Source organism: Rhizobium sp. B21/90, from assembly GCF_019355815.1.
Taxonomy (GTDB): Bacteria; Pseudomonadota; Alphaproteobacteria; order Rhizobiales; family Rhizobiaceae; genus Rhizobium; species Rhizobium rhododendri.
This window is the reverse complement of sequence record NZ_CP072162.1, coordinates 517178-541317: the sequence shown is the minus strand read 5'-3', so window position 1 is coordinate 541317 and position 24140 is coordinate 517178. Positions and strand designations below refer to the sequence as shown.

Annotated in this window: 25 protein-coding genes; 12 read left to right on the top strand and 13 right to left on the bottom strand. The window is 61.8% G+C overall.

All coding sequences use genetic code 11. The features are described 5' to 3' along the window. The first annotated feature begins 113 nt into the window (after nt 1–113). On the top strand, nt 114–884 hold the full coding sequence (locus tag J5278_RS02525) for a Bax inhibitor-1/YccA family protein (protein ID WP_111219676.1): 771 nt from the start codon (nt 114–116) through the stop codon (nt 882–884). A 112-nt stretch (nt 885–996) separates the two neighbouring features. Here the strand turns inward: J5278_RS02525 and J5278_RS02520 are convergent, their stop codons facing one another. The 8 genes from J5278_RS02520 to acnA all read right to left on the bottom strand — a co-directional run bounded on the left by J5278_RS02520 (nt 997) and on the right by acnA (nt 9927). Continuing rightward, on the bottom strand, nt 997–1644 hold the full coding sequence (locus J5278_RS02520; protein ID WP_209185284.1) for a hypothetical protein: 648 nt from the start codon (nt 1642–1644) through the stop codon (nt 997–999). Between the two features lie 87 nt (nt 1645–1731). After that, a complete protein-coding gene (locus J5278_RS02515) occupies nt 1732–2286 on the bottom strand; it encodes a hypothetical protein (protein WP_209185285.1) in 555 nt (184 codons plus the stop codon). A 226-nt stretch (nt 2287–2512) separates the two neighbouring features. Beyond that, nucleotides 2513–3121, bottom strand: coding sequence for a hypothetical protein (locus J5278_RS02510; RefSeq protein ID WP_111219670.1), 609 nt, complete (start codon nt 3119–3121; stop codon nt 2513–2515). 162 nt (nt 3122–3283) lie between these two features. After that, nucleotides 3284–3931: a hypothetical protein gene (locus tag J5278_RS02505; RefSeq protein WP_209185286.1), complete on the bottom strand. Its 648-nt coding sequence runs from the start codon at nt 3929–3931 to the stop codon at nt 3284–3286. A gap of 148 nt (nt 3932–4079) precedes the next feature. Next, nucleotides 4080–5141, bottom strand: a complete 1062-nt coding sequence (locus J5278_RS02500) for a helix-turn-helix domain-containing protein (protein ID WP_209187644.1) — start codon at nt 5139–5141, stop codon at nt 4080–4082. A 578-nt stretch (nt 5142–5719) separates the two neighbouring features. Beyond that, nucleotides 5720–6121: a DUF2794 domain-containing protein gene (locus tag J5278_RS02495; RefSeq protein ID WP_209185288.1), complete on the bottom strand. Its 402-nt coding sequence runs from the start codon at nt 6119–6121 to the stop codon at nt 5720–5722. A 154-nt stretch (nt 6122–6275) separates the two neighbouring features. After that, nucleotides 6276–7019, bottom strand: coding sequence for a thioredoxin family protein (locus tag J5278_RS02490; RefSeq protein ID WP_209185289.1), 744 nt, complete (start codon nt 7017–7019; stop codon nt 6276–6278). Between the two features lie 217 nt (nt 7020–7236). Beyond that, nucleotides 7237–9927 carry an aconitate hydratase AcnA gene (acnA, locus tag J5278_RS02485; protein WP_209185290.1) on the bottom strand — a complete coding sequence of 897 codons (2691 nt, stop codon included), beginning with the start codon at nt 9925–9927 and terminating at the stop codon, nt 7237–7239. Nucleotides 9928–10195: 268 nt separating this feature from the next. On the opposite strand from acnA, the gene ccmA reads away from it, so the two are divergent. The 5 genes from ccmA to J5278_RS02460 all read left to right on the top strand — a co-directional run bounded on the left by ccmA (nt 10196) and on the right by J5278_RS02460 (nt 14118). Further along, complete coding sequence (ccmA, locus tag J5278_RS02480; protein WP_209185291.1) at nt 10196–10834, top strand: heme ABC exporter ATP-binding protein CcmA; 639 nt, start codon at nt 10196–10198, stop codon at nt 10832–10834. Nucleotides 10835–11855: 1021 nt separating this feature from the next. Continuing rightward, nucleotides 11856–12515: a heme exporter protein CcmB gene (gene ccmB, locus J5278_RS02475; RefSeq protein ID WP_111219658.1), complete on the top strand. Its 660-nt coding sequence runs from the start codon at nt 11856–11858 to the stop codon at nt 12513–12515. Nucleotides 12516–12573: 58 nt separating this feature from the next. After that, nucleotides 12574–13335 (top strand): heme ABC transporter permease, encoded by a 762-nt coding sequence (locus J5278_RS02470; protein WP_209185292.1) that lies wholly within the window; start codon nt 12574–12576, stop codon nt 13333–13335. A gap of 4 nt (nt 13336–13339) precedes the next feature. Next, nucleotides 13340–13510: a heme exporter protein CcmD gene (gene ccmD / locus J5278_RS02465; RefSeq protein WP_209185293.1), complete on the top strand. Its 171-nt coding sequence runs from the start codon at nt 13340–13342 to the stop codon at nt 13508–13510. Then, complete coding sequence (locus J5278_RS02460; protein WP_209185294.1) at nt 13510–14118, top strand: DsbE family thiol:disulfide interchange protein; 609 nt, start codon at nt 13510–13512, stop codon at nt 14116–14118. The genes ccmD and J5278_RS02460 overlap by 1 nt, the downstream gene beginning before the upstream one ends. Before the next feature lie 170 nt (nt 14119–14288). Here J5278_RS02460 and J5278_RS02455 read toward each other — a convergent pair whose 3' ends face one another. The 5 genes from J5278_RS02455 to dapF all read right to left on the bottom strand — a co-directional run bounded on the left by J5278_RS02455 (nt 14289) and on the right by dapF (nt 19315). Next, on the bottom strand, nt 14289–14879 hold the full coding sequence (locus J5278_RS02455; protein ID WP_209185295.1) for a DUF2585 domain-containing protein: 591 nt from the start codon (nt 14877–14879) through the stop codon (nt 14289–14291). Further along, nucleotides 14876–15529, bottom strand: coding sequence for a septation protein A (locus tag J5278_RS02450; protein ID WP_209185296.1), 654 nt, complete (start codon nt 15527–15529; stop codon nt 14876–14878). The genes J5278_RS02455 and J5278_RS02450 overlap by 4 nt, the downstream gene beginning before the upstream one ends. Nucleotides 15530–15603: 74 nt before the next feature. Continuing rightward, nucleotides 15604–17124 carry a signal recognition particle-docking protein FtsY gene (gene ftsY / locus J5278_RS02445; RefSeq protein ID WP_209185297.1) on the bottom strand — a complete coding sequence of 507 codons (1521 nt, stop codon included), beginning with the start codon at nt 17122–17124 and terminating at the stop codon, nt 15604–15606. Nucleotides 17125–17138: 14 nt separating this feature from the next. Further along, nucleotides 17139–18413, bottom strand: a complete 1275-nt coding sequence (mtaB, locus tag J5278_RS02440; RefSeq protein WP_209185298.1) for a tRNA (N(6)-L-threonylcarbamoyladenosine(37)-C(2))-methylthiotransferase MtaB — start codon at nt 18411–18413, stop codon at nt 17139–17141. Further along, complete coding sequence (gene dapF, locus J5278_RS02435) at nt 18410–19315, bottom strand: diaminopimelate epimerase (RefSeq protein WP_209185299.1); 906 nt, start codon at nt 19313–19315, stop codon at nt 18410–18412. The genes mtaB and dapF overlap by 4 nt, the downstream gene beginning before the upstream one ends. Nucleotides 19316–19440: 125 nt before the next feature. Between dapF and J5278_RS02430 the strand changes: the two genes are divergently transcribed. From J5278_RS02430 to trmD, 6 genes are all read left to right on the top strand, one after another. Continuing rightward, nucleotides 19441–19725, top strand: coding sequence for a GIY-YIG nuclease family protein (locus J5278_RS02430; RefSeq protein ID WP_209185300.1), 285 nt, complete (start codon nt 19441–19443; stop codon nt 19723–19725). A 600-nt stretch (nt 19726–20325) separates the two neighbouring features. Then, the gene (gene ffh / locus J5278_RS02425) at nt 20326–21912 is read left to right on the top strand and encodes a signal recognition particle protein (protein ID WP_219258300.1); all 1587 of its coding nucleotides are present in this window, start codon (nt 20326–20328) and stop codon (nt 21910–21912) included. Between the two features lie 12 nt (nt 21913–21924). Then, entirely contained in the window at nt 21925–22227 is a 303-nt protein-coding gene (locus tag J5278_RS02420; RefSeq protein WP_142824652.1) for a chorismate mutase, read from the top strand. 71 nt (nt 22228–22298) lie between these two features. Further along, nucleotides 22299–22673: a 30S ribosomal protein S16 gene (gene rpsP / locus J5278_RS02415; RefSeq protein ID WP_111219634.1), complete on the top strand. Its 375-nt coding sequence runs from the start codon at nt 22299–22301 to the stop codon at nt 22671–22673. A 124-nt stretch (nt 22674–22797) separates the two neighbouring features. Continuing rightward, nucleotides 22798–23364 (top strand): ribosome maturation factor RimM, encoded by a 567-nt coding sequence (gene rimM, locus J5278_RS02410; RefSeq protein WP_111219632.1) that lies wholly within the window; start codon nt 22798–22800, stop codon nt 23362–23364. Between the two features lie 5 nt (nt 23365–23369). Continuing rightward, nucleotides 23370–24068 carry a tRNA (guanosine(37)-N1)-methyltransferase TrmD gene (gene trmD / locus J5278_RS02405; RefSeq protein ID WP_209185301.1) on the top strand — a complete coding sequence of 233 codons (699 nt, stop codon included), beginning with the start codon at nt 23370–23372 and terminating at the stop codon, nt 24066–24068. Nucleotides 24069–24140 lie beyond the last annotated feature (72 nt).

The following is a 24140-nucleotide window of genomic DNA, read 5'->3' as shown; positions in this document are numbered from 1 at the left end:
TACGCGCGCCTCGAAAGCCTCATATTCTCGTCAGGCATGCTGGAGCTCCGCAGCGGCGCCCGGGACTGAAGTGCCCGACACCGTCATCCACTCGGAGCTTGAAAGAGGAAAACATGGCTGACTTTCGTAATTTCCCCAACCGGGCAACCGGCGCGCAATCGGGCGCAATGATCGACGAGGGCCTTCGCAGCTACATGCTGAAGGTCTACAACCTGATGGCACTGGGTCTGGTGCTGACGGGCGTCGCCGCCTACGCCCTGATCGCGCTCACCACGACCACTGACCCGACACAGGCAGCGGCCAATTTCCACGGCGTCATGCTGACCAGCGCCGGCGTTGCCGTCTACGGCTCGCCGCTGAAGTGGGTCATCATGCTGGCGCCCCTGGCTGCCGTGTTCTTCCTGAGCTTCCGCATCAACAACATGAGCGTGTCCGCTGCTCGGACGACATTCATGGTCTATGCGGGCCTGGTCGGATTGTCGCTGTCGTCGATCTTCCTGGTCTACACAACCGGTAGTGTCGTCCAGACGTTCTTCATCACGGCTGCCGCCTTCGGTGCGCTTTCGCTCTACGGCTACACGACTAAGCGCAGCCTGTCGGCGATGGGTTCGTTCCTGATGATGGGCCTGTTCGGCATCATCATCGCCTCGGTCGTCAACATCTTCATGCAGTCCTCGGCCCTGCAGTTTGCCATCTCGGCAATCGGCGTGCTCGTGTTTGCCGGCCTCACCGCCTACGACACGCAGCGGATCAAGGAACTGTATTTCGAAGCAGACGATGACGTCGTTGCCGGCCGCAAGGCCATCATGGGCGCCCTGACCCTGTACCTCGACTTCATCAACCTGTTCATGTTCTTGCTGCAGTTCATGGGCAACCGGAAGTGACAGAGACGCAATCGGCTCTTGCCGATAGGTCGGATTAGTTTGACGAAACGGGGGCACGCTTGCCCCCGTTTTTTGTATTTTTTCAGCTCTATTACCGATGAGATCGCGGTCGTCACGCTGTGATGGTCATCACCAGCCAGTCTTGATCGGTGATCTCTGCCAGCATTGCCTGTGCGTCGGCAAGGGCATGGCTCTCTTTTAAAAGTGACCACGCAGCCAGGGCCTGGTCGTCGGCGTGTGGCGAGATGCCGACAGCCAATTGATCGAGACGTTTCTTCAACGCCTGCACGGTGCGTCCCGGCGTCCAGCCACCGGTGTCGCGATAGCCGCCTTGATCGAGAGTCTCAGCCGACGCCGCGTAGCTTTCCAGCATCACCTCAACCTGATTTCCCCTGAGAAGGAAGTTGATGTCCTCCGACGACCAACCCAGCAGGGGCAGCTGCGTCTCCAGCAGGTGATGGTTGGCATCGTTGCTGGCGCTAAGGCCAGGAATCCGAAGGAAGGCGCCGGCCAGTGTAGTCAGGGCAGCGAGCCCCGGGCTTATGAACTGTGGCTGCATCCGCGACGAAACAACTCCCTCTTGATGAAGCCGGAACGCCGATCGCAGATCTTCGCGCTCTGCCAGCGAGCCGTACCCGGCCAGCGCCAAGGTTGAAAGCTCTCGGTAGTCGCGCCGGCTCCATGCGGCCAGAAGTGTCGAAACCGTCTGGTCGAATTCGGCCGTAGCTGGACAACGAAAGGCGTGATGAAGAATTGCCATGCGGGACTCCCATTGGGAAGCCGCCAGGCAAGGTTGCCCAGCGGCGAAACACTTTTACCAGAAGAACTCAGATCTACCGGGAAACCTTCAGCGCATGCAATTTTGCTGCGAGCCATTGATGACCGTTACGCCGAAATTATTGGCATTGAAGGCGAGATTATGAAAGCCCAATGCCGCGACCCTGGAGGCTGTATTGTTGGAGGGAGGAGGCTGGGGCACGATGTTTACCATTTCGCCCTTGCCGATGTTCCAGTGGCCTGGCGGCACATTGTCGAAAACGATTCTCCATGGAAAAGGCAGAGGATTGTTCGGACCGCCGATGGCAACGCTCACATCGCCGGCGATATCCTGGGCATTTTGCAGCGGATGAGCAACGGTATTGGCAAGATGGACTTTAACAAAGCATTCATATCGGGGCAAAAGTTGCTGCGCCTCGACGTCGCTAGCGGCGTAAAAAAACGACAGGTTCGGGTTGACGCCGCTGACACCGAAGCTCGCCAGGCTCCAGTCCACGGCGCCATTCGCGGCGGCATGTACCGTATGATAGACGTCATAGGCCTGGGCATGGTTCGCGAGACCGATGGTGGTGAAAGAGGCAAGCATCGCTGCCAACAGGCTGTGACGCAGTTTGTCGATTTTCATTGGACTTTCCTTTTCACAATAAGGGAGTGGTCGCTCGTCGCACCATGCGCAGAGCGTTGCCGGAAATGCAGAAGCGGTGACGGGTCACCGCAATGTTTGGGGGGCTAGGCAGAGCGTGCTTGGGACGCTCCGAAGTCTGTCAAAGATGGGCGTTGCCATCTCAGGATCTGCGGCAGGTTGCCCGCAGAGGTCCGGGACGGCGGCAACAGGGCCGCCGTCCCGAAGATCAGGCTGTGGTGATCAGATTGTTCAGGCCGAGCGTGGCCGTCCGCGATGTCAGCGCGCCGCCGTACGTCACCTCGACCGCCGAGCTGATGTCCTCGATGTCCATGACGTCGCCCGTCGTGTAGTTGCCGAAGATCACCCAGTAGTTTGGATGCGGCGTGAAGACGGCCGTCATGTTCGGAGCCGCCTGGACGGCGTGGGTCCCGGATCCCGCCATGCCGATGCCAACAGACGTGTAGTTGGGCTGGACGTTGGACAGCTGCTGGATCGTCAGGGAGCCGATTGCACCCGTACCGGCGGGATTGGCGAAGGTGGTGGCACCGAAACTGTCTTGCGTCAGCTGCACGACGTTCTGCCCGTTCGGATCGGCTGCGACATTCTGTGTTGCGGCAAAGTTGATGCCGGGCTGCAGCAGGCCAGTCTCCGACCAGACGAAGCTGTAGTCGAGACCCCAGGTAAAGGTGACTTTGCTGGACACGGCCGTCGGCCGGGCGAACCAGGCCAGCGAAAAGATGTTGCCGGGAATGGTCATCGGTGGTGGCTTCTGGAAGATCGCGAAGCTGCCGGACATCTGCGAGTTATTGATACATGTCAGAGAGTAAGTCGTCATTGTCGTCGCCTTTCGTTGCAGAAAATCCCCTGTGATCAAGAGGCCGGCGCCGCCCAAGGGAGGATGCGGTGCCGGCCCGCCTCGCCGCTCCAGTCGTGCGGAGCATGGAGACGGCGAGGATGCCCGGCTCGGTGGCGGAAGCCGGGCAATCGGAAATTGCAGCTAGCCGAGCTGGACGATCTCGTCGGTCACTCCGACCGAGATCTCTGCGGTTGCGAGCGGGCCGCTGCTCGAGGTCCCCGGCTGGAACGTCACCAGCATCGGTTGGCTGACATCGGAGACAGGCGGTGGCGGCAGCTGAAAGGCAGTACCGAACGACACCGTTGCAACCAGAGACATGTCGGGCGTCAGGGTGAGTACTGCTTGGCCCATCGCTGGCCGAACCAGGATCGATCCTGGACCCACCACCAGGCCGAGCTTTGTGCCAGGAGGGACTTCGGCGCTGAACGACACCTGGATGCTGCCGGTTAATCCGCCGGCTGCGGGGGTGATCGTGAAAGCGCCGGCCGCCCAGTCGACGACCACGGTGTCGCCCAGCGCAACTGCGGTGCTAGGCGAGGTGACGGGGCTAGCTCCGGCCGTGACGGCAAACAACGACAGCGCACCGTTACCGCCTTGCCATGTCATCGTTGTGGATTGCCCTTTGCTCGTCGCATCGGAGACCAGAGCGACAAGGGTCTGGGCTTTGGCGTCCAGATTTGTCAGTATCGGTGGATAGACGTTGAAATAATTCTGCCCCGGAAGGCTGGAGTCGTTGGTGGCCTTCAGCTCGAAGGTGGTGCCGGCGCCCGCTTGTGCATCGATCGACATTGTATCGTTTCCTGTCGCTATTCGTTTGAGAACAATTGAATTGCTTCGGCTTTCTCGGTTGTTGCTGTGGATATTAGCGATCCCCTCCTGGTTGTCCTTGGATGCCCGTCCCGCAAACTTGGACAGGCGTCCCAAATCACGAACCTCGTCAGCCGGTGCCGAGCATGAGAAGCCAATCGGAAAAGGAGGGGACGGGACCCGGCGGCAACTTCAGGCCCTTCAAACTGCTGTCGCCGGCGCGCGCCGCCGCTCTGATGTCGCGCGGCGATTGCCCGAAGGTCTGCCGAAACAGCCGGCTGAAATGCGCCTCGTCGGAAAAACCCATTTCGTAGGAGATGTCGGCGATCCTGGCATCTGCGCGTCGTGGGTCGGCAAGCGCCTGCAATGAGCGCCGTAATCGCCGGCCACGGATGTAGGTGTCGACACCGCCGCTCGCCTCGAACTGCCGATAGAGCTGACTGCGGGATACGCCGATCTCGCGCGCCAGCCGCGAGGCAGTCAGGTCTGCCCGGTCGATATTCTCCTCGATATGACGGCGCAGCCGCCGGCCGAGATCGCCCCTCGTCGTTGCCGCCGAAACCGCGGGAACGGTCCCCAGGCACCAGCCGAGCAGGTCGGGAAAGCAGGCACCTAGGGCATTGACCTCGAGCGCGCTGAAATAGCGGGAAGCGTTGGAGAGGCTTTCGAGGATACCCCGCAGGAAAATACCCATTGCGGTGTCGCCATGGAAAACACGGCATGGCATTGGCGAAAGGGACGCCACGGCACTGGGCAAACCGGCGCGCGGAACGATCAGATGCAGCGCGTCGGCCGCCACCATGGCAAAACGCATCGGCGAGGAAAGATCGACGACCGTAACGTCTCCCGGCCGCAACCGCCTCGCCTTGCCGCCGACAGCGATCCCTCCGCTCAACACCGAGGAGACAACGACATGGTCCAGATCGTCTGAACAGACCCGCCGATGGTCACGAAGAAAGCGCCCGCTGCCCGCAAAGCTGCGGCAAAGCAGGAACGTCCCGAAATGCTGGACAACAAGATCGGCCTTGAACCCGCTAGGGGGAATTTTCTGGGTCTGCGTGGCTTCGAACAGCGTGGCGAGGACTGCACGCCAGGCGGCAAAGGGTGCATCGTTATCAGCCGTGGAAAAGCGAAAGCCGGCGACCTCGCCTCGCCCTTGGGCATCGGACAGCGGTTCTGATGTTGGCGCCACGGCCTGATTCCATGGGATCATAGATCGTAGGATTACAATCCTACTTCATGGATATCAAGGGTAGCATTTTAAATAAATACAATTCAAGGTAATTGGCATCATACCGTCAGCTGCTGGGGTGCCAGTCCGGGCTTTATCCCGGGGGAGCGCAACTTCTTCTAAAAAAATAGAGATTCAGCATTGGTTTCAGCGGATTGCGCCGAGCTCCAGACAACACTTCGACAAAAAATAGTTCAATCAGCGCGAACGAGCTCAAAAATAGGATTTAGGTCCTGCCCTACGAATGACAGGCCCTTCACGGGGAAGCATGAAAAAAGACTGTCGCCGCCGAAACTCTTTGTCCCGCCCCGACGTACCCACACCTGCGGTAGAAACATCCACGGAGATACGTATTGAAAATAGGCATTTTCCTTTTGAGCATTTCCACGGTGATGTGTTGGGGACTGGCGTTTTACATGGTCTATCGCACGCATTAGCTACGAAAAATTGGAGGGTATCCGGCAGAGTGCAGCAGCACCGCCGCACTGGCCCTCCGCTCCAGACCGCTACTACAGATAGCAGAACCCCCCTCGGAGCGATTACTTCTCGACCAGTTTCAACGTCTTGTCGAAAATCTTCAGCACCTGGCGCAGATCGTGCCCGCGCTTCAATATCATACCGTTTGTGTTGATGACGGCGTAGGCACCCTGCTTGGCGGCAAGCTTCGGATCCTTCTCGATGCGAAACAACGGCAACTCGCCGGAGCGTTTGAAAACCGAGAAAATCGCCTTTTCCTTGGTATGGTCGATGGCATAGTCGCGCCACTCGTTCTCGCCCACCATACGACCGTAGATCCACAGTATCGCATCCAGCTCCCGCCTGTGAAACGTCACTGGCAGGATATCCTTGCTCTGTTTATATTGAGTAATATCGACGACAACGGAAGAGTTGCTATCGACGCCGTTGCTTTGGCCGCGTCGCAAATCCGGCTGATCAGTCATCAATTCCTCGAAGCCTCCGCCCATGACAGCAGGGTGACAGTGTCGCCCCGCCGCAATAAAATTGCAAGATGCCGCGCATCCGGATTTGCGCCGGTGCAGATTTCACCGGGCATCCAGCGTGGAAGACACTTGCGATAGCGAAGATCTGGCGCCGCTAGTCGTCTGCACCCATAGTCATGACGGTGGCCCCGATGATGGCTGCCGGATCTCCCGTGGCCGTCGAAGACTGCAGCATGATGGCAAGCCCCTTGCGGCCGGCCTTGTCCATTACGTTCGCAGGCAATGTCAGGTGCATCGGCTTGCCCTCCCACATGCCGACAGTCTCGACGTCCGAAACGCTGTGCATGTAGGCGATCTGCTGGCCGGTATTTTCGCCCTTGGTGACGTCGACGCGCTGTTCCCGGTCAAAATAGGCAACTACCACGTTGGCCTTGCCCATGCCTGCCGCGATGTCGATTTCCAGTTCGTCGCCCTTCATCGCGGCGCTGACCGGAACGGTCAGTCCCTGTCCGGCACGCGAAAGATCATCCAGCTTGACGTTGATAGCCCCGAGATCGGCGCCGTTCAGATGATCCCGGCCATTCAGCACGGCCTGCGGCGTGTAGACGCTGCTGCGGCCGAGTGTCCGCGCATAGGCATATTGCCGGGCGGTATTGTCCTTCGACGACATGGTGTCGTTCCAGCCGAGATAGTTCCAGTAGTCGACGTGATAGGCCAGCGCCACGACATTGCCCTGCTCGATCAGTTGCTTGAGCGCGGCGTCCGCCGGCGGACAGGAGGCGCAGCCCTGCGAGGTGAAGAGCTCGACGACGCCCTTCAGCTTGCCCAAGTCCTGGGCATGCGCCGCGCCCGTCAACGCGACACCGGCCAGCAGGGATATCAGGAACCGAAGGGACATGGGGCAACACCTCTTTCAGACCTTGTTAGCCAAAATCCTCGGCCTGCATCAAGCCTGACAAATCTGAAGCAAGAGATAATGGCTCGCAGCAGCCGCGCAAAGTCACGAACGGGTGAGGCAACGCGGCAACAGCGGACAACGATACACTTCACCGTGAAAGAACAACGCCGCCGGAGATTTCTCTCCGGCGGCGCCTGTCTGTGGCCTGCATTGTCTATCAGGCAGCGAGATCGCGCAGAACCGTCTGCAGGATGCCGCCGTTGTTGAGGTAGACAACCTCATCGAGCGTATCGACGCGGCAGATGAGCGGCACGTTCTTCACAGTGCCGTCGCCGTAAGTGATGACGGCAGTCTTCTTCTCGCGCGGCTTGATGTTCTCGAGGCCTTCGATGGTGACGGTCTCGTCGCCCTTCAGTGCCAGCGAGGCCCAGGTCGTGCCTTCTTCGAAGACGAACGGGATGACGCCCATGCCGACCAGGTTGGAGCGGTGGATACGCTCGAACGACTGGGCGATGACGGCCTTGACGCCGAGCAGGTTGGTGCCCTTGGCAGCCCAGTCACGCGACGAGCCGTTGCCATATTCGACACCGGCGAAGATCACCAGCGGCACGCCTTCGGCCTTGTACTGCATGGCCGCATCGTAGATCGATTCCTCTTCCTTGGACGGGTAGTGGATGGTGTAGCCACCTTCCTTGCCGTTCGGGCCGAGCATGTGGTTGCGGATGCGGATGTTGGCGAAGGTGCCGCGCATCATCACTTCGTGGTTGCCGCGACGCGTGCCGTACTGGTTGAAGTCGGCAACGCCGACATGGTGCTCAAGCAGGTAGGCGCCGGCTGGCGACGCTGCCTTGATTGAGCCGGCAGGCGAGATGTGGTCGGTGGTGATCTTGTCGCCGAACAGGCCCAGGACGCGGGCACCCTTGATATCGGAGATGCCGGAGCCGCTCTTGCCCATGCCGACGAAGTAGGGCGGGTTCTGGACATAGGTCGAATTGTCGTCCCAGGCGTAGGTCTGGCCCGGAGGAACCTGCACGGCCTGCCAGTTGACGTCGCCCTTGAAGACGTCAGCATACTTGCTCTCGTACAGTTCGCGGGTGACGTATTTCAGGATGAATTCCTGGATTTCGTGCGAGGTCGGCCAGATGTCCTTGAGGAACACCGGATTGCCATCCTTGTCTTCGCCGAGCGGTTCACTGGTCAGGTCGATCTGCACCGAGCCCGCCAGCGCGTAGGCGACGACCAGCGGCGGCGATGCGAGGTAGTTCGCCTGCACATCAGGCGACACGCGACCTTCGAAATTGCGGTTGCCGGAAAGAACGCCGGCTGCAATCAGGCCCTTGTCGTTGATTGTCTTGGAGACCGGCGCCGGCAGCGGGCCGGAATTGCCAATGCAGGTGGTGCAGCCGAAGCCGACGAGATTGAAGCCGAGCGTGTCGAGATCGGTCTGCAGGCCGGACTTCGACAGGTATTCGGCAACGACCTGGCTACCGGGTGCCAGCGATGTCTTTACCCAGGGCTTTGACTTCAGGCCCTTGGCAACGGCGTTGCGGGCGAGCAGGCCGGCGGCGATCAGCACCGACGGATTGGACGTGTTGGTGCAGGAGGTGATCGCGGCAATTGCCACGTCGCCGTGGCCGAGGTCGTAGTCCGTACCCTCGACAGCATAGCGCATGTCGATCTGGCCCGGCTTCTTGTAGTCGGCTTCGAGAGCAGCAGCGAAACCGGCGGCGATGCTTTCCAGCGGCACGCGGCCTTCGGGACGCTTCGGCCCGGCCATGGCAGGCACGACGTCGCCGAGATCGAGTTCCAGCGTGTCGGTGAAGACAATCTCGGACCCGTCATTGTCGCGCCACATGCCTTGCGCCTTCGAATAGGCTTCGACGAGCGCGATCCGGTCGGTGGTGCGGCCGGACATGGTGAGATAGTTGATGGTTTCGCTGTCGACCGGGAAGAAGCCGCAGGTCGCACCGTATTCCGGGCCCATGTTGCCGATTGTGGCACGGTCGGCAAGCGACATGTTGTCGAGACCGGCACCGAAGAATTCGACGAACTTCGAAACAACGCCCTTCTTGCGCAGCATCTGCACGACCATCAGCACGAGGTCGGTCGCGGTGCAGCCTTCCTTGAGCTTGCCGGTCAGCTTGAAGCCGATGACTTCGGGCAGGAGCATGGAAACAGGTTGGCCGAGCATGGCAGCTTCGGCTTCGATGCCACCGACGCCCCAGCCGAGAACGCCAAGACCGTTGATCATCGTCGTGTGGCTATCGGTACCGACGCAGGTGTCGGGGTAAGCCACCGTTTCCCCATCCTCTTCCTTCGTCCAGACAGTCTGGCCGAGATATTCGAGGTTCACCTGATGACAGATACCCGTGCCCGGAGGAACGACGCGGAAATTCTTGAAGGCCTGCTGGCCCCATTTGAGGAAGCGATAGCGTTCGCCGTTGCGCTCGTATTCGAGTTCGACGTTGCGCGCGAGTGCCGTCGGCGTGCCGAATTCGTCGACGATGACGGAGTGGTCGATGACCAGGTCGACGGGAACCAGCGGGTTGATCTTTTCCGGATCGCCACCCAGCGCCACCATGGCATCGCGCATGGCGGCGAGATCGACCACGGCGGGAACGCCGGTGAAGTCTTGCATCAGCACGCGGGCCGGACGGTATGCGATTTCGCTTTCAGCGGTGCCCTTGTCGATGAGCCAGGCGGCAACGCTTTCGATGTCCTTTTTGACAACCGAGCGGCCGTCTTCGTTGCGCAGCAGGTTTTCCAGGACGACCTTCATGGAATAAGGCAGCTTGGAAATACCGGAAAGGCCGTTTGCCTCAGCCTTGGGCAGGCTGTAGTAAACATAATCCTTTCCGTTCACGCTGAGCGTGGAGCGGCAATTGAAACTGTCGAGAGATTTAGACACGAGAGACCCCGTTTCTGATAGCCAACACAGTCGTGTGGACGCCTATGCACGTAATGCACATCAGGATGCGGGTACGGCCATTTCCGCTGTCCGCACGTGAGGTTGCCTTGAGACAACCGCAAGTTCGGCGCTAGGATGAAGTTCACGCCGACCGCTGGCGTGGTTGCAGGTCTTATAGATAATTTCCAAAAAACTTGCCATAGCAGGCAAGCCCAAAATCGGACAATTTTTTGCACATGCGTCATGCCAACCGGGAAAGCCTCCGCCAATGCATCTGAGTGCCGAAAACCTGGCTGCCAGGCGGGGCGAAGATCTGATTTTCGTTAACATTTCCTTTCACTTGCGAGCCGGCGAGGCCCTGATATTAACCGGCCCGAACGGCTCCGGAAAATCGACCCTCCTGCGTGTTGTCGCCGGTCTTCTGGCGGCCGAAAAGGGCAGGATCGTCTGCGTCGACGGGGCAGGAGAATCGGAGCGTCCGGTGGGCGAGGTCAGCCACTATTTCGGCCACCGCAACGCGATGAAAAACGAGCTTACCGTCGCCGAGAACCTGTCCTTCTGGCGCACGTTCCTCGGGTCTGACGGCGGGGTGTCCGTGGAGGAAGCAGCCCAGGCCGTCGGCCTTGCCGCCATCCTGCACCTGCCCTTCGGCTACCTCTCCGCCGGCCAGCAGCGCCGGATGGCCTTCGCCAAGCTGCTCGTCGCCCACCGCCCGGTCTGGATCCTCGACGAACCCACGGCAGCCCTCGACGCCAACGCCGACCTCCTGTTTGCCGACCTGATCACCAAGCACCAGCAGCGCGGCGGCATTGTCCTCGCAGCCACCCACCAGCCCCTCGGACTGGATAACACCCGCGAACTGGCGATGACCGGATTTGTCGGTGTGGATGAGGGAGTATGGGGTTGATGGTTCCAAGTTTGCCGCTGCCAAGCCATCCCGATGTTCACGCGCCACCTCCACAACAAGAGCGGGGTCACCGGACACGTACAAGTACCCCTGCCTTACCCTCTCCCCTCTTCCCTCATTCCTGTGCCCGTCACAGGAATCCAGCCACGGCGCGTCTGCGCCGTGAGACGACTCACTGTTGCTCGGCAAAGAGGCTTTCGCCCAAGGACTTGGGCGACTGGATTCCTGTGACAAGCACAGGAATGAGGGAGGTGGATGCAGCGCCCTCCCGAAACACTGGTCGCAATACACAAGCCAATCGGACTGGGCATCGCATGCGGGCCGGCGATGACAGGTTTTGCGGCCTTCGACGAGGATTCATGCGATTGATCGCCGGGATTCTGGTGCTCCCGACCGCCCTCCCTGACCGTGCGGCCTCTCCCCTACAAGGGCAGGCCCACAATATCTCCCTCATTCCCAACCCCCTCTTCCCTCATTCCTGTGCTTGTCACAGGAATCCAGCCACGGCGCGTCTGCGCCGTGAGACGACTCACTGTTGCTCGGCAAAGAGGCTTTCGCCCAAGGACTTGGGCGACTGGATTCCTGTGACAAGCACAGGAATGAGGGAGGTGGATGTAGCGCCCTCCCGAAACACTGGTCGCAATGCACAAGCCAATCGGGCTGGGCATCGCATGCGGTCCGGTGATGACAGGTTTTGCTGCTTCCGGAGAGGAGTCATGCGATTGATCGCTTGGCCCCTACCACTCCCAACCCCACACTCTGACCGTGCGGCCTCTCTCCCACACGTGCAGGCCCACTATATGTCCCTCATTCCCAACCCCCTCTTCCCTCATTCCTGTGCTTGTCACAGGAATCCAGCCACGGCGCGTCTGCGCCGTGAGACGACTCACTGTTGCTCGGCAAAGAGGCTTTCGCCCAAGGACTTGGGCGACTGGATTCCTGTGACTAGCACAGGAATGAGGGAGGTGGATGCCTTGCCCTCCGAAGCTTGCAACTGCCCTCGCCATGTCGGAGGCGGACAATGATCGCTCTCTTTCTTCGCGACCTCAAGCTTTCCGTTCGCTCTGGCGGCGGTGCGCTGATCGGGGTGCTGTTCTTTCTGACCGTCGTTGCCGTGATCCCCTTCGGTGTCGGGCCGGACCTGAAACTGCTTGCCCGCATCGGGCCGGCTATCGTCTGGATCGGTGCGCTGCTGTCGGCGTTGCTCGGCCTCGACCGGCTGTTCCAGGCGGAGCGCGATGACGGCTCGCTCGATCTGCTGTTGATGCAGGAAACGCCGCTGGTGCTGACCGTGCTCGTCAAATGCGCGGCCCACTGGACAGCCACGGGGCTGCCGCTGGTGATCGCCTCGCCGCTTCTCGGGCTGTTCATGAACATGAGCGAGACGGCGATCGGCGCCACCATGCTGACGTTGCTGGTCGGCTCGCCGGCCATCACGCTGATCGGCGCGGTCGGTGCTGCCGTTGCCGTTGCCCTGCCGCGCGGCGGCTTGCTGGTGTCGATCCTGATCCTGCCGCTGGCTATCCCGGTGCTGATCTTCGGTGTTTCCGCCACCTATGCCGCCGTCGAAGGCCCGGCCCCGTTCCTGCCGCCCTTCCTGATCCTCATCGCCCTGACGCTGTTCTTCGCGGTCCTCGGACCGGCCGCCGCTGCGCTGGCTCTCAGGAGCACGCCGGATTGATCGCCTTGCCAGCAGCCTTTGAATTGCAGGCTTCACAATATCGCGCTAAGGAAAATCGATGAGCGAAGTCAGCCCGACACTGAGCCGGTTTTCCGATCTGGCCAACCCGACCCGGTTTCTGGCGCTGGCAAGCCGCGTCATTCCCTGGCTGGCTGCGCTGACGGCGATGCTCTCGGTCATCGGAATATACCTCTGTTTCTCGACGGATGCGGACTACCAGCAGGGCGACACCGTGCGGATCATGTACATCCACGTGCCGGCCGCCTGGCTGTCGATGATGTGCTATACGGTGATGAGCGTGGCTGCCATCGGCACGCTGGTCTGGCGCCATCCGCTGGCCGATGTTGCCGCCAAGGCCGCGGCCCCGCTCGGCGCCGCCTTCACCCTGCTGGCGCTGGTAACCGGCTCGCTCTGGGGCAAGCCGATGTGGGGCACCTACTGGGTCTGGGATGCCCGCCTGACCTCCGTCTTCATCCTGTTCCTGATGTATCTCGGCCTGATCGCGCTCAATCGCGCCATCGACGATCCCTCGCGCGGTGCGCGGGTGAGCGCGGTGCTGATCCTCGTCGGCTTCGTCAACATCCCGATCATCAAGTTTTCGGTCGAGTGGTGGAACACGCTGCACCAGTCGGAAAGCATCATGCGACTAGACGGCCCGACCATCGCGCCGGAATTTCTCTGGCCGCTGTTCGTCATGGCGCTGGCCTTTACGCTGCTATTCTTCACGCTGCACCTGATGGCGATCCGCAATGAGATCTGGCGCCGCCGCATAGCCGCCCAGCGCCGCCTTGCCGCCCGCATGGCAAGCCGGGAGGGCTAAGACGATGGACCACGCCTTCTACGTCTATGGCTCCTACGGCTTTGCCGCACTGACCGTGATCGCACTCATCAGCTGGACCTGGATCGACGGTCGCCTGCGTCGCCGCGAACTGGCGGCGCTGGAAGCCTCCGGTATCCGCCGGCGCTCGCAGCGCAAGAAGGAAGCCACGTCCTGATGGCCGAAAGCACCGATCAGCACCCGGCGCCAAAGCCGCGCGGTCTAGGCCGCTATGCCGCAGCCCTGCTGCCATTGTTGGTGTTCGGGGTGATTGCCGGCACGGCTGGCAAGATGCTCTACGACCAGGATTTTCACGGCAAGGACATCGCCACCATTCCCTCGGCCCTGATTGGCCGGAAAGCGCCGTCGCTGGCGCTGCCGCCACTCGATGGCGCCAATCTGCCGGCGCTGACGGATGCGGCGATCAAGGGCAAGCTGACGCTGGTCAACGTCTTTGCGTCCTGGTGCATTCCCTGCCGCGAGGAACATCCGCTGCTGAAGGAACTGGCGAAAGACGGGCGGCTGAATGTGGTTGCCATCAACTACAAGGACCAGCCGGAGAATGCCTTGCGCTTCCTTGGCGAACTCGGCAATCCGTTCAAGGCGATCGGCATCGATCCGAGGGGCGCAGCCGCAATCGACTGGGGCGTCTACGGAATCCCCGAATCCTACCTCGTCGCACCTGACGGCACCATCGTCTACAAACGCGTCGGCCCGTTCGATGCTCTCAGCCTGAAGGAAGGCCTGTACCCGGCAATCGACAAGGCCCTGGGACACGGTTCGTAGCATCATACGCTTGCTATTGCCCGCACCGCGCAGCGGGCGACCGCTCGCACCTGGCTACCCCAAACGCGTCAGTCGCCGCCCTTTCCTCCCTCACCCCTGTGCTTGTCACAGGAATGAGGGGCGTGGGGTAACCCTTTGAAAACGAGATTTTACAGCGCAGCCTGCCAGACCTAAAGCGCCGCCTGCCAGGTCTTGACTGCGTCGACCGGCCAGACCAGCATCAGCACGTTCAGGGTGAGGTTGTCGCGGATCAGCCAGCCGGTGAGGAGTTCGAAGAAGATGGCGATGGCTATCGTCAGCCAGACGGGCGCCCGCCAGGCAAAGAAGAAGCCGACGGCCATGAACACGGTATCCATCGCCGAATTCAGGATGCTGTCGCCGACATAGGCGAGCGAGATCGTCGTCGCCCGGTAGCGGTCGATGATGATGGGCGAGTTTTCGAGGATCTCCCAACCCGATTCGATCAGCATGGCAACGAACAGCCGCATGGACAGGGGTTTTGCCCGCAGGATCAGATGCGTCAGGCCAAAAAACAGGAAGCCGTGGATGATGTGCGACGGCGTGTACCAGTCGGCAAGATGCTGCGAGTTGCCGCTGGAATTGACCGCAGGCTCGAACAATTTGACGTATCCGCAGGTGCAGATGGCAACCCGCCCCATCAGGTGCTCGGCAACGATCTGTACCAGCAGCACCGCCAGGCAAGCGACGAACCAAGCCGTATGACGGCTCGCCTGGCGCTGCGTGTCGCCGACGACCGTCATTTCTCCGCGTCCGTGGCAGCAGGCGGCTGCACCGTGTGCTTCATGATCAGCGGCATCTGCGAAAGCGTGAACAGGATGGTGATCGGCATCGTCCCCCAGACCTTGAAGGCGACCCAGAAATCATCGGAGAAATTCCGCCAGATGACTTCGTTGAGCACGGCCAGGAACAGGAAGAACACGCCCCAGCGCACGCTCAGCTTGCGCCAGCCCTCGGCATCGAGCTGGAAGGCGGCGTTGAAGACATAGCCGAGCAGCGACTTGCCGAACAGCAGGCCGCCGAGCAACGCGCAGCCGAACAGCGCATTGATGATCGTCGGCTTCATCTTGATGAAGGTCTCGTCCTGCAGGTAGATCGACAGCGAGCCGAATACCAGCACGACGATGCCGGAGACGAACGGCATGATCGGCAGGTGGCCGAGCACGAATTTCGAGACGATCAGCGACAGGATTGTTGCGGCCATGAACAACCCGGTGGCGACAAACAGCGGACCGCCCAGCGCTGAAAGCGCCGGGAACTGCGCCACCAGCCAGGGGCCGCGCAGGTTGGCAAAGAAGAACACCATCAGCGGCCCGATCTCGAGCGCCATCTTCAACATCGGATTCTGACGATCCGCCGTGCTGGGTGTTACGTCGCTTTCGCTGCTCGTCATTATCCGTCCTGACCCTGGTCCAAAATCCCGTTGCGCCATGATCGGCGTCGATGGCTTATCTATGGCGCCGGTTGCTATCCGTCGATCCCCGCAATCGCCTGGGCGAACTCCTCGGCCTCGAACGGCTCGAGATCGTCCACCCCCTCGCCGACGCCGATGAAATAGACCGGCAGCTTATGCTTGGCCGAGATGGCGACAAGAATGCCGCCGCGGGCGGTGCCGTCAAGCTTGGTCATGATAAGACCGTTAACGCCGGCGACATTACGGAAGATCTCGACCTGGTTGAGCGCATTCTGGCCGGTCGTCGCATCCAGCGTCTGCAGCACGGTGTGCGGCGCCTCGGGATCGAGCTTGCCGAGCACGCGGACGATCTTTTCGAGCTCGTCCATCAGCTCCTTCTTGTTCTGCAGCCGGCCGGCAGTGTCGATGATCAACACGTCGGTGCCATCGGCTTTCGCCTGCTGGAAGGCGTCGAAGGCGAGACCGGAGGCATCGGCACCGATCTTGGTGCCGACAAAGGTCGACTTCGTGCGGTCGGCCCAGATCTTCAGTTGCTCGATGGCCGCAGCGCGGAACGTATCGCCGGCAGCAACCATCACCTTCAGGCCGGAGCCCGACAGTTTGGACGCCAGCTTGCCGATTGTCGTGGTCTTGCCGGTTCCGTTGACGCCGACCACGAGGATAACGTGCGGCTTGTGGCTGAGGTCGAGCTGCAGGGGCTTGGCCACCGGCTTCAGCACCTTGACGATTTCGGCCGCCATGATGCGGCTGACATCCTCGCCGGACACATCCTTGCCGTAGCGCTCCGAGGCCAGCGCATCGGTGATGCGCAGCGCCGTCTCGACGCCGAGGTCGGCCTGGATCAGAAGGTCCTCGAGGTCCTGCAGCGTCTGGTCGTCGAGCTTGCGCTTGGTAAACAGCGCCGTGATCTGGCCGGTCAGCTGCGACGAGGTCCGCGACAGGCCTGCACGCAGGCGCTGGAACCAGGTGGTCTTCGGGGCTTCGGGGACGGGCGCGACAATGGCGGGACCGGTGGAAAAGCCCTTGGGGAGAATGGGAGGGGACGGGATGGTTGGCTGCGGCGCCAGAGCGCCCCCCTCTGTCAGCTTCGCCGACATCTCCCCCACGAGGGGGGAGATTGGCGCCGGAACGGCCTCGGATGTGAAATCAGCCAGGCTGTCGAGGATTGTCGTCGGAGCCGCGCCACTCTCCTTCTGATCTCCCCCCTTGTGGGGGAGATGTCCCACAGGGACAGAGGGGGGTGTCGCCCCACCCTCGGGAATCTCAGCCTCGGCTTCGAGCAACGCCAGTGGCGTCACGCCGAGATCGTCCAGCGCAGTGACGACCGGCAGGATCGGCGGCGTATCGTCCTCGGCATCGCCAACGATCCCATCGGCCGCAGGCCCACCGGCTGTCTCCATTTCCGCCGGCAAGACCGGATCGGCAGCCTCGGGCAGATGCTCCTCGCGGCTCTTCGGCTCCAGCTCTGCGGCAAGACCCTTGTCTTCGTCCGGCAGCAACTCGGCCGGAACCTCGTTGAAGCCCGGCTGGTCGTGGCGGAAGGTGAAGACTTTTTTGATGAAACCGATCGCCATGAAAATTCCGTCAGTCAGGCCGCGTTTGCGGCGTCAAGTTGTATATCGAGGCGCTTGCCGTCGTGGCCGGTGATGACGGCCGGGACTAGCGCACGAGGCGCAAGGCCAGGAGCCGCGACAAGCGTGAAGTTTTCCGTATGCGCCATACCGTTGTTTTCGACAAGCAGCCATTGCATCGTGCCGACCATGCCATCCAGATGGGATTGCTGCAGCCGAAGACCAGTGGCACGCAGCCGGGCTGCCCGCTCCTTGACGACGGCCCGGTCGAGCTGTGGCATGCGCGCTGCCGGCGTCTCCGGCCGCGGACTATAAGGAAACACATGCAGATGGGCGATCCCGGCTTCTTCCGCCATACTCACCGCATTCTCGAACATCGCTTCTGTCTCGGTCGGGAAGCCGGCGATCATGTCGGCGCCGAGGCTGATACCCGGCCGCAGCCGCCGGACCTCGGCGCAGAAGGCGAGCGCCTCGGCACGCGAATGGCGGCGCTTCATCCGCTTCAGGATCATGTCGTCGCCATGCTGCAGAGACAGGTGCAGATGCGGCATGAAGCGCGGCTCGTCGGCGATCAGGTCGATCAGGTGCCGGTCGGCCTCGATGCTGTCGATCGACGACAGCCGCAGCCGGCGGATTTCGGGCACTTGGCGCAAAAGGGTCTTGGCCAGCATCCCCAGCGTCGGCCGGCCCGGCAGGTCGCCGCCATAGCTGGTGGCATCGACGCCCGTCAGCACGATCTCGACATAGCCTGACGCCACAAGCTGGCGTGCCTGCTCGACAACTGATCCCATCGGCACCGAGCGGGAATTGCCCCGTCCGTAGGGGATGATGCAGAAAGTGCAGCGGTGGTCGCAGCCGTTCTGCACCTGGATGAAGGCGCGGACATGCCCGTCGATGTGTTTGACCATCTGCGGCGCCGTGTGGCGGACGCTCATGATGTCGTTGACGCGCAGCTTTTCTTCCGCCGAAACGCCGAAATCAGGCAATGCCCGGTAAGAGGTTTGGGCCAGCTTTTCTTCGTTGCCGAGCACCATGTCGACCTCGGGCATCTCGGCAAAGGTCTGCTTCTCGGTCTGGGCAGCACAACCTGAAACGATGATGCGGGCATGCGGATTGTCGCGTCGCGCCCGCCGGATCGCCTGGCGCGCCTGGCGAACTGCCTCGCCCGTCACCGCGCAGGTGTTGACGAGGATGGCATTGTTCAGCCCGGCCTTCTCAGCCTCGCCTCGCATCACTTCGGATTCGTAGGTATTGAGCCTGCAGCCGAAGGTAATGACCTGCACGCCGCTCACCGCACCGACGCCACTTCGGAGTGTTCGTCGCGCGAAAACACGCCCGTCGCCGGATCAACCCTGCCCGACCACTCCCATTCGGCCGGACCCGTCATGACGACGTGATCGTCGTCGCGCCATTCGATCTGAAGCTTGCCGCGCGGCACGCTGCTGGCAACGTCGATCTCGACGGTGCGACCGGTGCGGCCGGTGCGCGCAGCACTGACGCCGGCGGCACAGGCGGCAGATCCGCAGGCAAGCGTCAGCCCGGCGCCGCGCTCCCAGGTGCGGGTGATCATAGACGACGGCGAGGTCACCTGCGCCAGTGTGATATTGGCCTTTTCGGGAAACATCGGATGGTTTTCGAGCATCGGTCCGAAACGGGCGAGATCGTAAGACATCACGTCGCGCTCGACCCAGAAGATCGCGTGCGGATTACCCATCGACATCACGGCAGGCGAATGCAGGATCGGCGCGTCGATCGGGCCTATCTGCAGTTCGATACGGCTGGTGTCGAAGAACTCTTCCGACAGCGGGATCCTGCCCCATTCGAACACCGGCTTGCCCATGTCGACCGAAATCGTCCCGTCGTCGTGCTCGACTGCATTGAGGACGCCGGCGACGGTCTGGAAGGTGAAAACCTTGCGGCCGGTCTCCGACGACAGCGCCTGCACGACGCAGCGCGTACCGTTGCCGCAGGCCTGCGCCTTGGTGCCATCGCAGTTGAGGATATCGATCCAGGCGTCGGTGCCCTGGGCCTTCGGGTCGTGGATGGCCATGATCTGGTCGAACTGCGTGGCCGGATCGGCATTCAGCGCAATCGCTGCCGCCGGCGTCACCTTGTCCTTGCGACCGCGCATGTCGACGACCAGGATCTTGTTGCCAAGCCCGTTCATCCGCGCAAATTCGACCGTGTCACCCATCAGACGTTCCATTGTTGGAGCCTGTATATGGCGGAAATGGCCGCGAATTACCAGTCTCGGCTCAAGACAGGCCGCCTACCTCGCCAAGCTTGACCAATAGCAACCTAAGCGAGCACATTGAGCCTATGACCGGCTACACCTACATCGTCACGAACCACAAGCACGGCACCCTCTACATCGGAGTGACCTCGGACCTCGCACGCCGCATCCACGAACACCGCGAAGCCCTCACCCCCGGCTTCACCGCCACATACGGCTGCCGGCAACTGGCCTGGTACGAAGAGCACTTCAACATCCAGGACGCCATCCAGCGCGAAAAGTCCCTCAAGCGCTGGTATCGCCAATGGAAGATCGATCTGATCGAAAAAACCAACCCGGATTGGAGGGACCTGTATTACGAGCTGTGGTGAACATGGTGGTCCTCGGGTCGAGCCCGAGGATGACGAATTGTGGGGGCTTGGCTTTGTCGATGCAAGGGCTGCGTTTGAGGCGCCAACTTCAGAATGACGGTCATCCGCTAAAGCCTGTCGACAAGCCCGCACCAACCACCCAGCACCACCGCCCCATACCGTCCACACGCACCACCTTCAAACGGCAACCCCACCCACGGGGTTCCTCATCCTCGGGCTTGACCCGAGGATCCAAACGCAAGCCACCGCCGGAGGACGACGAACCCCAAGGGCTGGGCTTTCCCAAAACAAGCACAGCCCCCCGGAATTACCCATCCCGCACTCGCGACGGGGCAATTTCCTCGCCGATCTTGACTTTCCCGCCCAATTGCTGTTTACCGCGCCCATCTGCGACGAGCTCAAGCCTCCTAGCCGCCGACCGGGACCCCGCAAGGGAATTGGATCCCGGAGGTCAACACCCGACAGCGCGATGCGCCCTCGGGTGCTTTTTGGCTTTGCGTCTTGTTTTCGTCAAGGAAAAGAACAAAGTTTCCGGCCGACGCCGCGCGATGCCCTGAGGCGATATGCGGTCAAAAAACCGGAAGCGAGAAGGAAGAGCTGATGTTTGAAAACCTCCAGGACCGACTTGGCTCCATTCTGAATGGACTGACCGGCCGTGGCGCTTTGTCGGAAGCCGATGTTTCCGCAGCGCTGCGCGAGGTTCGCCGTGCTCTTCTCGAAGCCGACGTGGCGCTCGACGTCGTGCGTGGCTTTACCGATCGCGTCCGTGAAAAGGCCATCGGCGCCGAAGTCCTGAAGTCGATCAAGCCCGGCCAGATGGTCGTCAAGATCGTTCATGACGAGCTGATCGAGATGCTCGGTGCCGACAGCGTCGGCGTCGATTTGAATGCGCCGGCCCCCGTCGTCATCATGATGGTCGGCCTGCAGGGCTCGGGCAAGACCACGACATCGGCCAAGATTGCCCACCGTCTGACGACACGGGACCGCAAGAAGGTGCTGATGGCATCGCTCGATACGCGGCGCCCGGCCGCCCAGGAGCAGTTGCGCCAGCTCGGCGTGCAGGCCTCCATCGACGTGCTGCCGATCATTGCCGGCCAGTCACCGACAGACATTGCCGCCCGCGCGGTGCAGGCTGCCCGCCTTGGCGGCCACGATGTCGTCATCCTCGACACCGCCGGTCGCACCCATATCGACGAGCCGCTGATGGTCGAGATGGCCGAGATCAAGCGCAAGTCCAACCCGCACGAAATCCTGCTGGTCGCCGATAGCCTGACCGGCCAGGACGCGGTCAATCTTGCCCGGAATTTCGACGAGCGCGTCGGCATCACCGGTCTTGTGCTGACCCGCATGGACGGCGACGGCCGTGGCGGTGCGGCCCTTTCGATGCGCGCCGTCACCGGCAAGCCGATCAAGCTGATCGGTACCGGCGAAAAAATGGGCGAGCTGGAAGAGTTCCATCCGCGCCGCATCGCCGACCGCATTCTCGGCATGGGCGACATCGTCTCGCTCGTCGAGCGTGCCGCCGAGAATATCGACGCCGAGAAGGCGTCTGCCATGGCCGCCAAGATGGCCAAGGGCAAGTTTGACCTCAACGACCTCGCCGACCAGCTGCGCCAGATGCAGAAGATGGGCGGCATGGGCGGCATCATGGGAATGATGCCCGGCATGTCGGGCATGAAGGACAAGATGGCCGCCGCCGGCCTCGACGACAAGCTGTTTGGCCGCCAGATCGCCATCATCCAGTCGATGACCAAGGCCGAGCGCGCCAATCCGGATATCCTCAAGCATTCCCGCAAGAAGCGCATCGCCGCCGGCTCCGGTACCGATTCCGCCGCTATCAACAAGCTCCTGAAGATGCACCGCCAGATGGCCGACATGATGAAAGCCATGGGGGCTAAGGGCAAGGGCGGCATGATGAAGCAGATGATGGGTGGCCTTGCCGGCAAGATGGGCCTCGGCGGCATGGGCGGAATGGGCGGCATGCCCGATCTTTCCAGCCTCGATCCGAAGCAGCTGGAAGCCCTGCAGAAGCAGGCGGAGGCGGCTGGCCTCGGCCGTCCCGGCAGCATGCCCGGGCTTGGTGGCATGGGCGGTGGAATGGGTGGCCTGCCGGGTCTCGGCGGCCCCAAGCTTCCCGGCCTTGGCGGTGGTTTTCCTAGCCTGCCCGGCCTGCCGAAGAAGAAGTAAGGGAGCGCCCTAATGACCGATAACGACGTCAAGACCCAGCTTTCCGGCTACCGTCAGTCGATCGACAACATCGACGCCGCGCTGGTCCACATGTTGGCCGAACGCTTCAGCTGCACCAAGGCAGTCGGCGTTCTCAAGGCCAAGTACAATTTGCCGCCGGCTGATCCGGCGCGCGAGGAATACCAGATCGAACGTCTGCGGCGGCTTGCCAAAGATGCCGATCTGGACCCGGATTTCGCCGAGAAGTTTCTGAACTTCGTCATTACCGAAGTCATCCGGCACCACGAACAGATCGCCGCCGAATTCAAGGCATGATCGACAAGAACTGAAAGACAAAAGGCCGCCCGCCAAGGCGTCCTGACAACACTCTGAAGGAGTATGATACAATGGCACTGAAAATTCGTCTCGCCCGCGGTGGCTCCAAGAAGCGTCCTTACTACCACGTCGTCGTTGCCGACGCCCGTTCGCCACGCGACGGTCGCTTCCTCGAAAAGGTCGGCTCGTGGAACCCGATGCTCGCCAAGGAAGATGCCAAGCGCGTCGAACTCGACACCGCCCGCATCCAGCATTGGATCGACCAGGGCGCCCAGCCGACCGACCGCGTCCTGCGCTTCCTGTCTGAAGCTGGCGTTGCCAAGCGCGATCCGCGCAGCAACCCGGAAAAGGCAAAGCCAGGCAAGAAGGCCGAAGAGCGTATCGCTGAACGCGCCCAGAAGGCTGCCGACATCGCCGCCGCTGCCGAGACTGCTGCTGCCGAATAAGCCGTCACAGGCAATCACCGGGGCGGGTGGCATGGAGACATGCCGCCCGCTTTTTATTTGCCATCGTTCTCCGTTCCTCTATGAGAAGAACGATGTTCACCCTCATTCGATCTGCGGCATAGTCATGGCGAAACTCCAAAACCCCATTCTGATGGCCACACTTGGCGGCGCGCAGGGCCTGCGCGGCGAAGTCAGGGCGCGCTCCTATACGTCCGATCCGATGGCGCTTGCCGAATACGGCAATCTGCACGCCGCCGATGGCCGCACGTTCGAGGTGCTGGACATCCGCGCCAGCAAGACTGTCGTCATCATCCGGTTTCGCGGCATCAACGACCGTGAGGCTGCCGAGGCGCTGAACGGCCTCGAGCTGTTCGTCGAACGCGAGGACCTGCCGGACGACGAACTCGACGACGACGAATTCTTCTACGCCGACCTCGAGGGTCTGGAAGTCGTCGATGCCAAGGGCGTCGGCTACGGCGTCGTCAGCGGCGTCTACGATTTTGGCGCCGGCGACCTGCTGGAACTGAAGGGGCCGGGCAAGCGCCCCGTGCTGATCCCCTTTTCCGAAGCAGCCGTGCTGGAGATCGACCTCGAGAACCGCAAGGTGCTGATCGACCCGATGGCTGCCGGTCTGATTGACGATCCGACCGACATCGGCCAGCCGCCGAAAACCGACCGCCCGAAGAAGTAGGTCAGATGAGTTTCCGGGCGACCATCCTGACGCTCTATCCCGAGATGTTTCCCGGCCACCTCGCGACATCTCTTGCAGGCAAGGCGTCGGCGCGCGGCCAGTGGTCGCTCGACACGCTGCAGATCCGCGATTTTGCCACCGATCGCCACCGCACCGTCGACGACACGCCGGCCGGCGGAGGCGCCGGCATGGTGTTGAAGCCAGACGTGCTCGCCCGCGCCATCGACCACGCCGGATCGGGAGATGGTCGCCCCCGCCTGCTGATGAGCCCGCGCGGAAAGCCCTTGACGCAGCAACGCGTCCGCCAGCTGGCGGCGGGGCCGGGCGTCGTCATCGTCTGCGGCCGCTTCGAGGGCGTCGACCAGCGTGTGATCGATGCCCGCGACCTCGAGGAAATCTCGATTGGCGACTACATCCTCTCCGGCGGCGAACCGGCAGCGCTGGTGCTGCTGGATGCCATCATCCGCATCCTGCCCGGCGTCATGGGCAACGACCTCTCCGGGACGCACGAGAGCTTCGAAAACGGCATGCTGGAGCACCCGCATTATACGCGCCCGCAGCAATGGGAAGGCCGCGAAATCCCGGCTGTCCTGACATCGGGCAACCACGGCGCCATCGCCAGGTGGCAGGCCGAGGAGGCCTTGAAGCTGACACGAGCGCGCCGGCCCGACCTGCTCGACGATGCCGACGTGTCCGGCCGCTGATATCGGCCCCATTGCCGACAGCCCGGATCGAGAAAAATACGGCGCGAGGGATGACAAACCTTGCATTTTGGT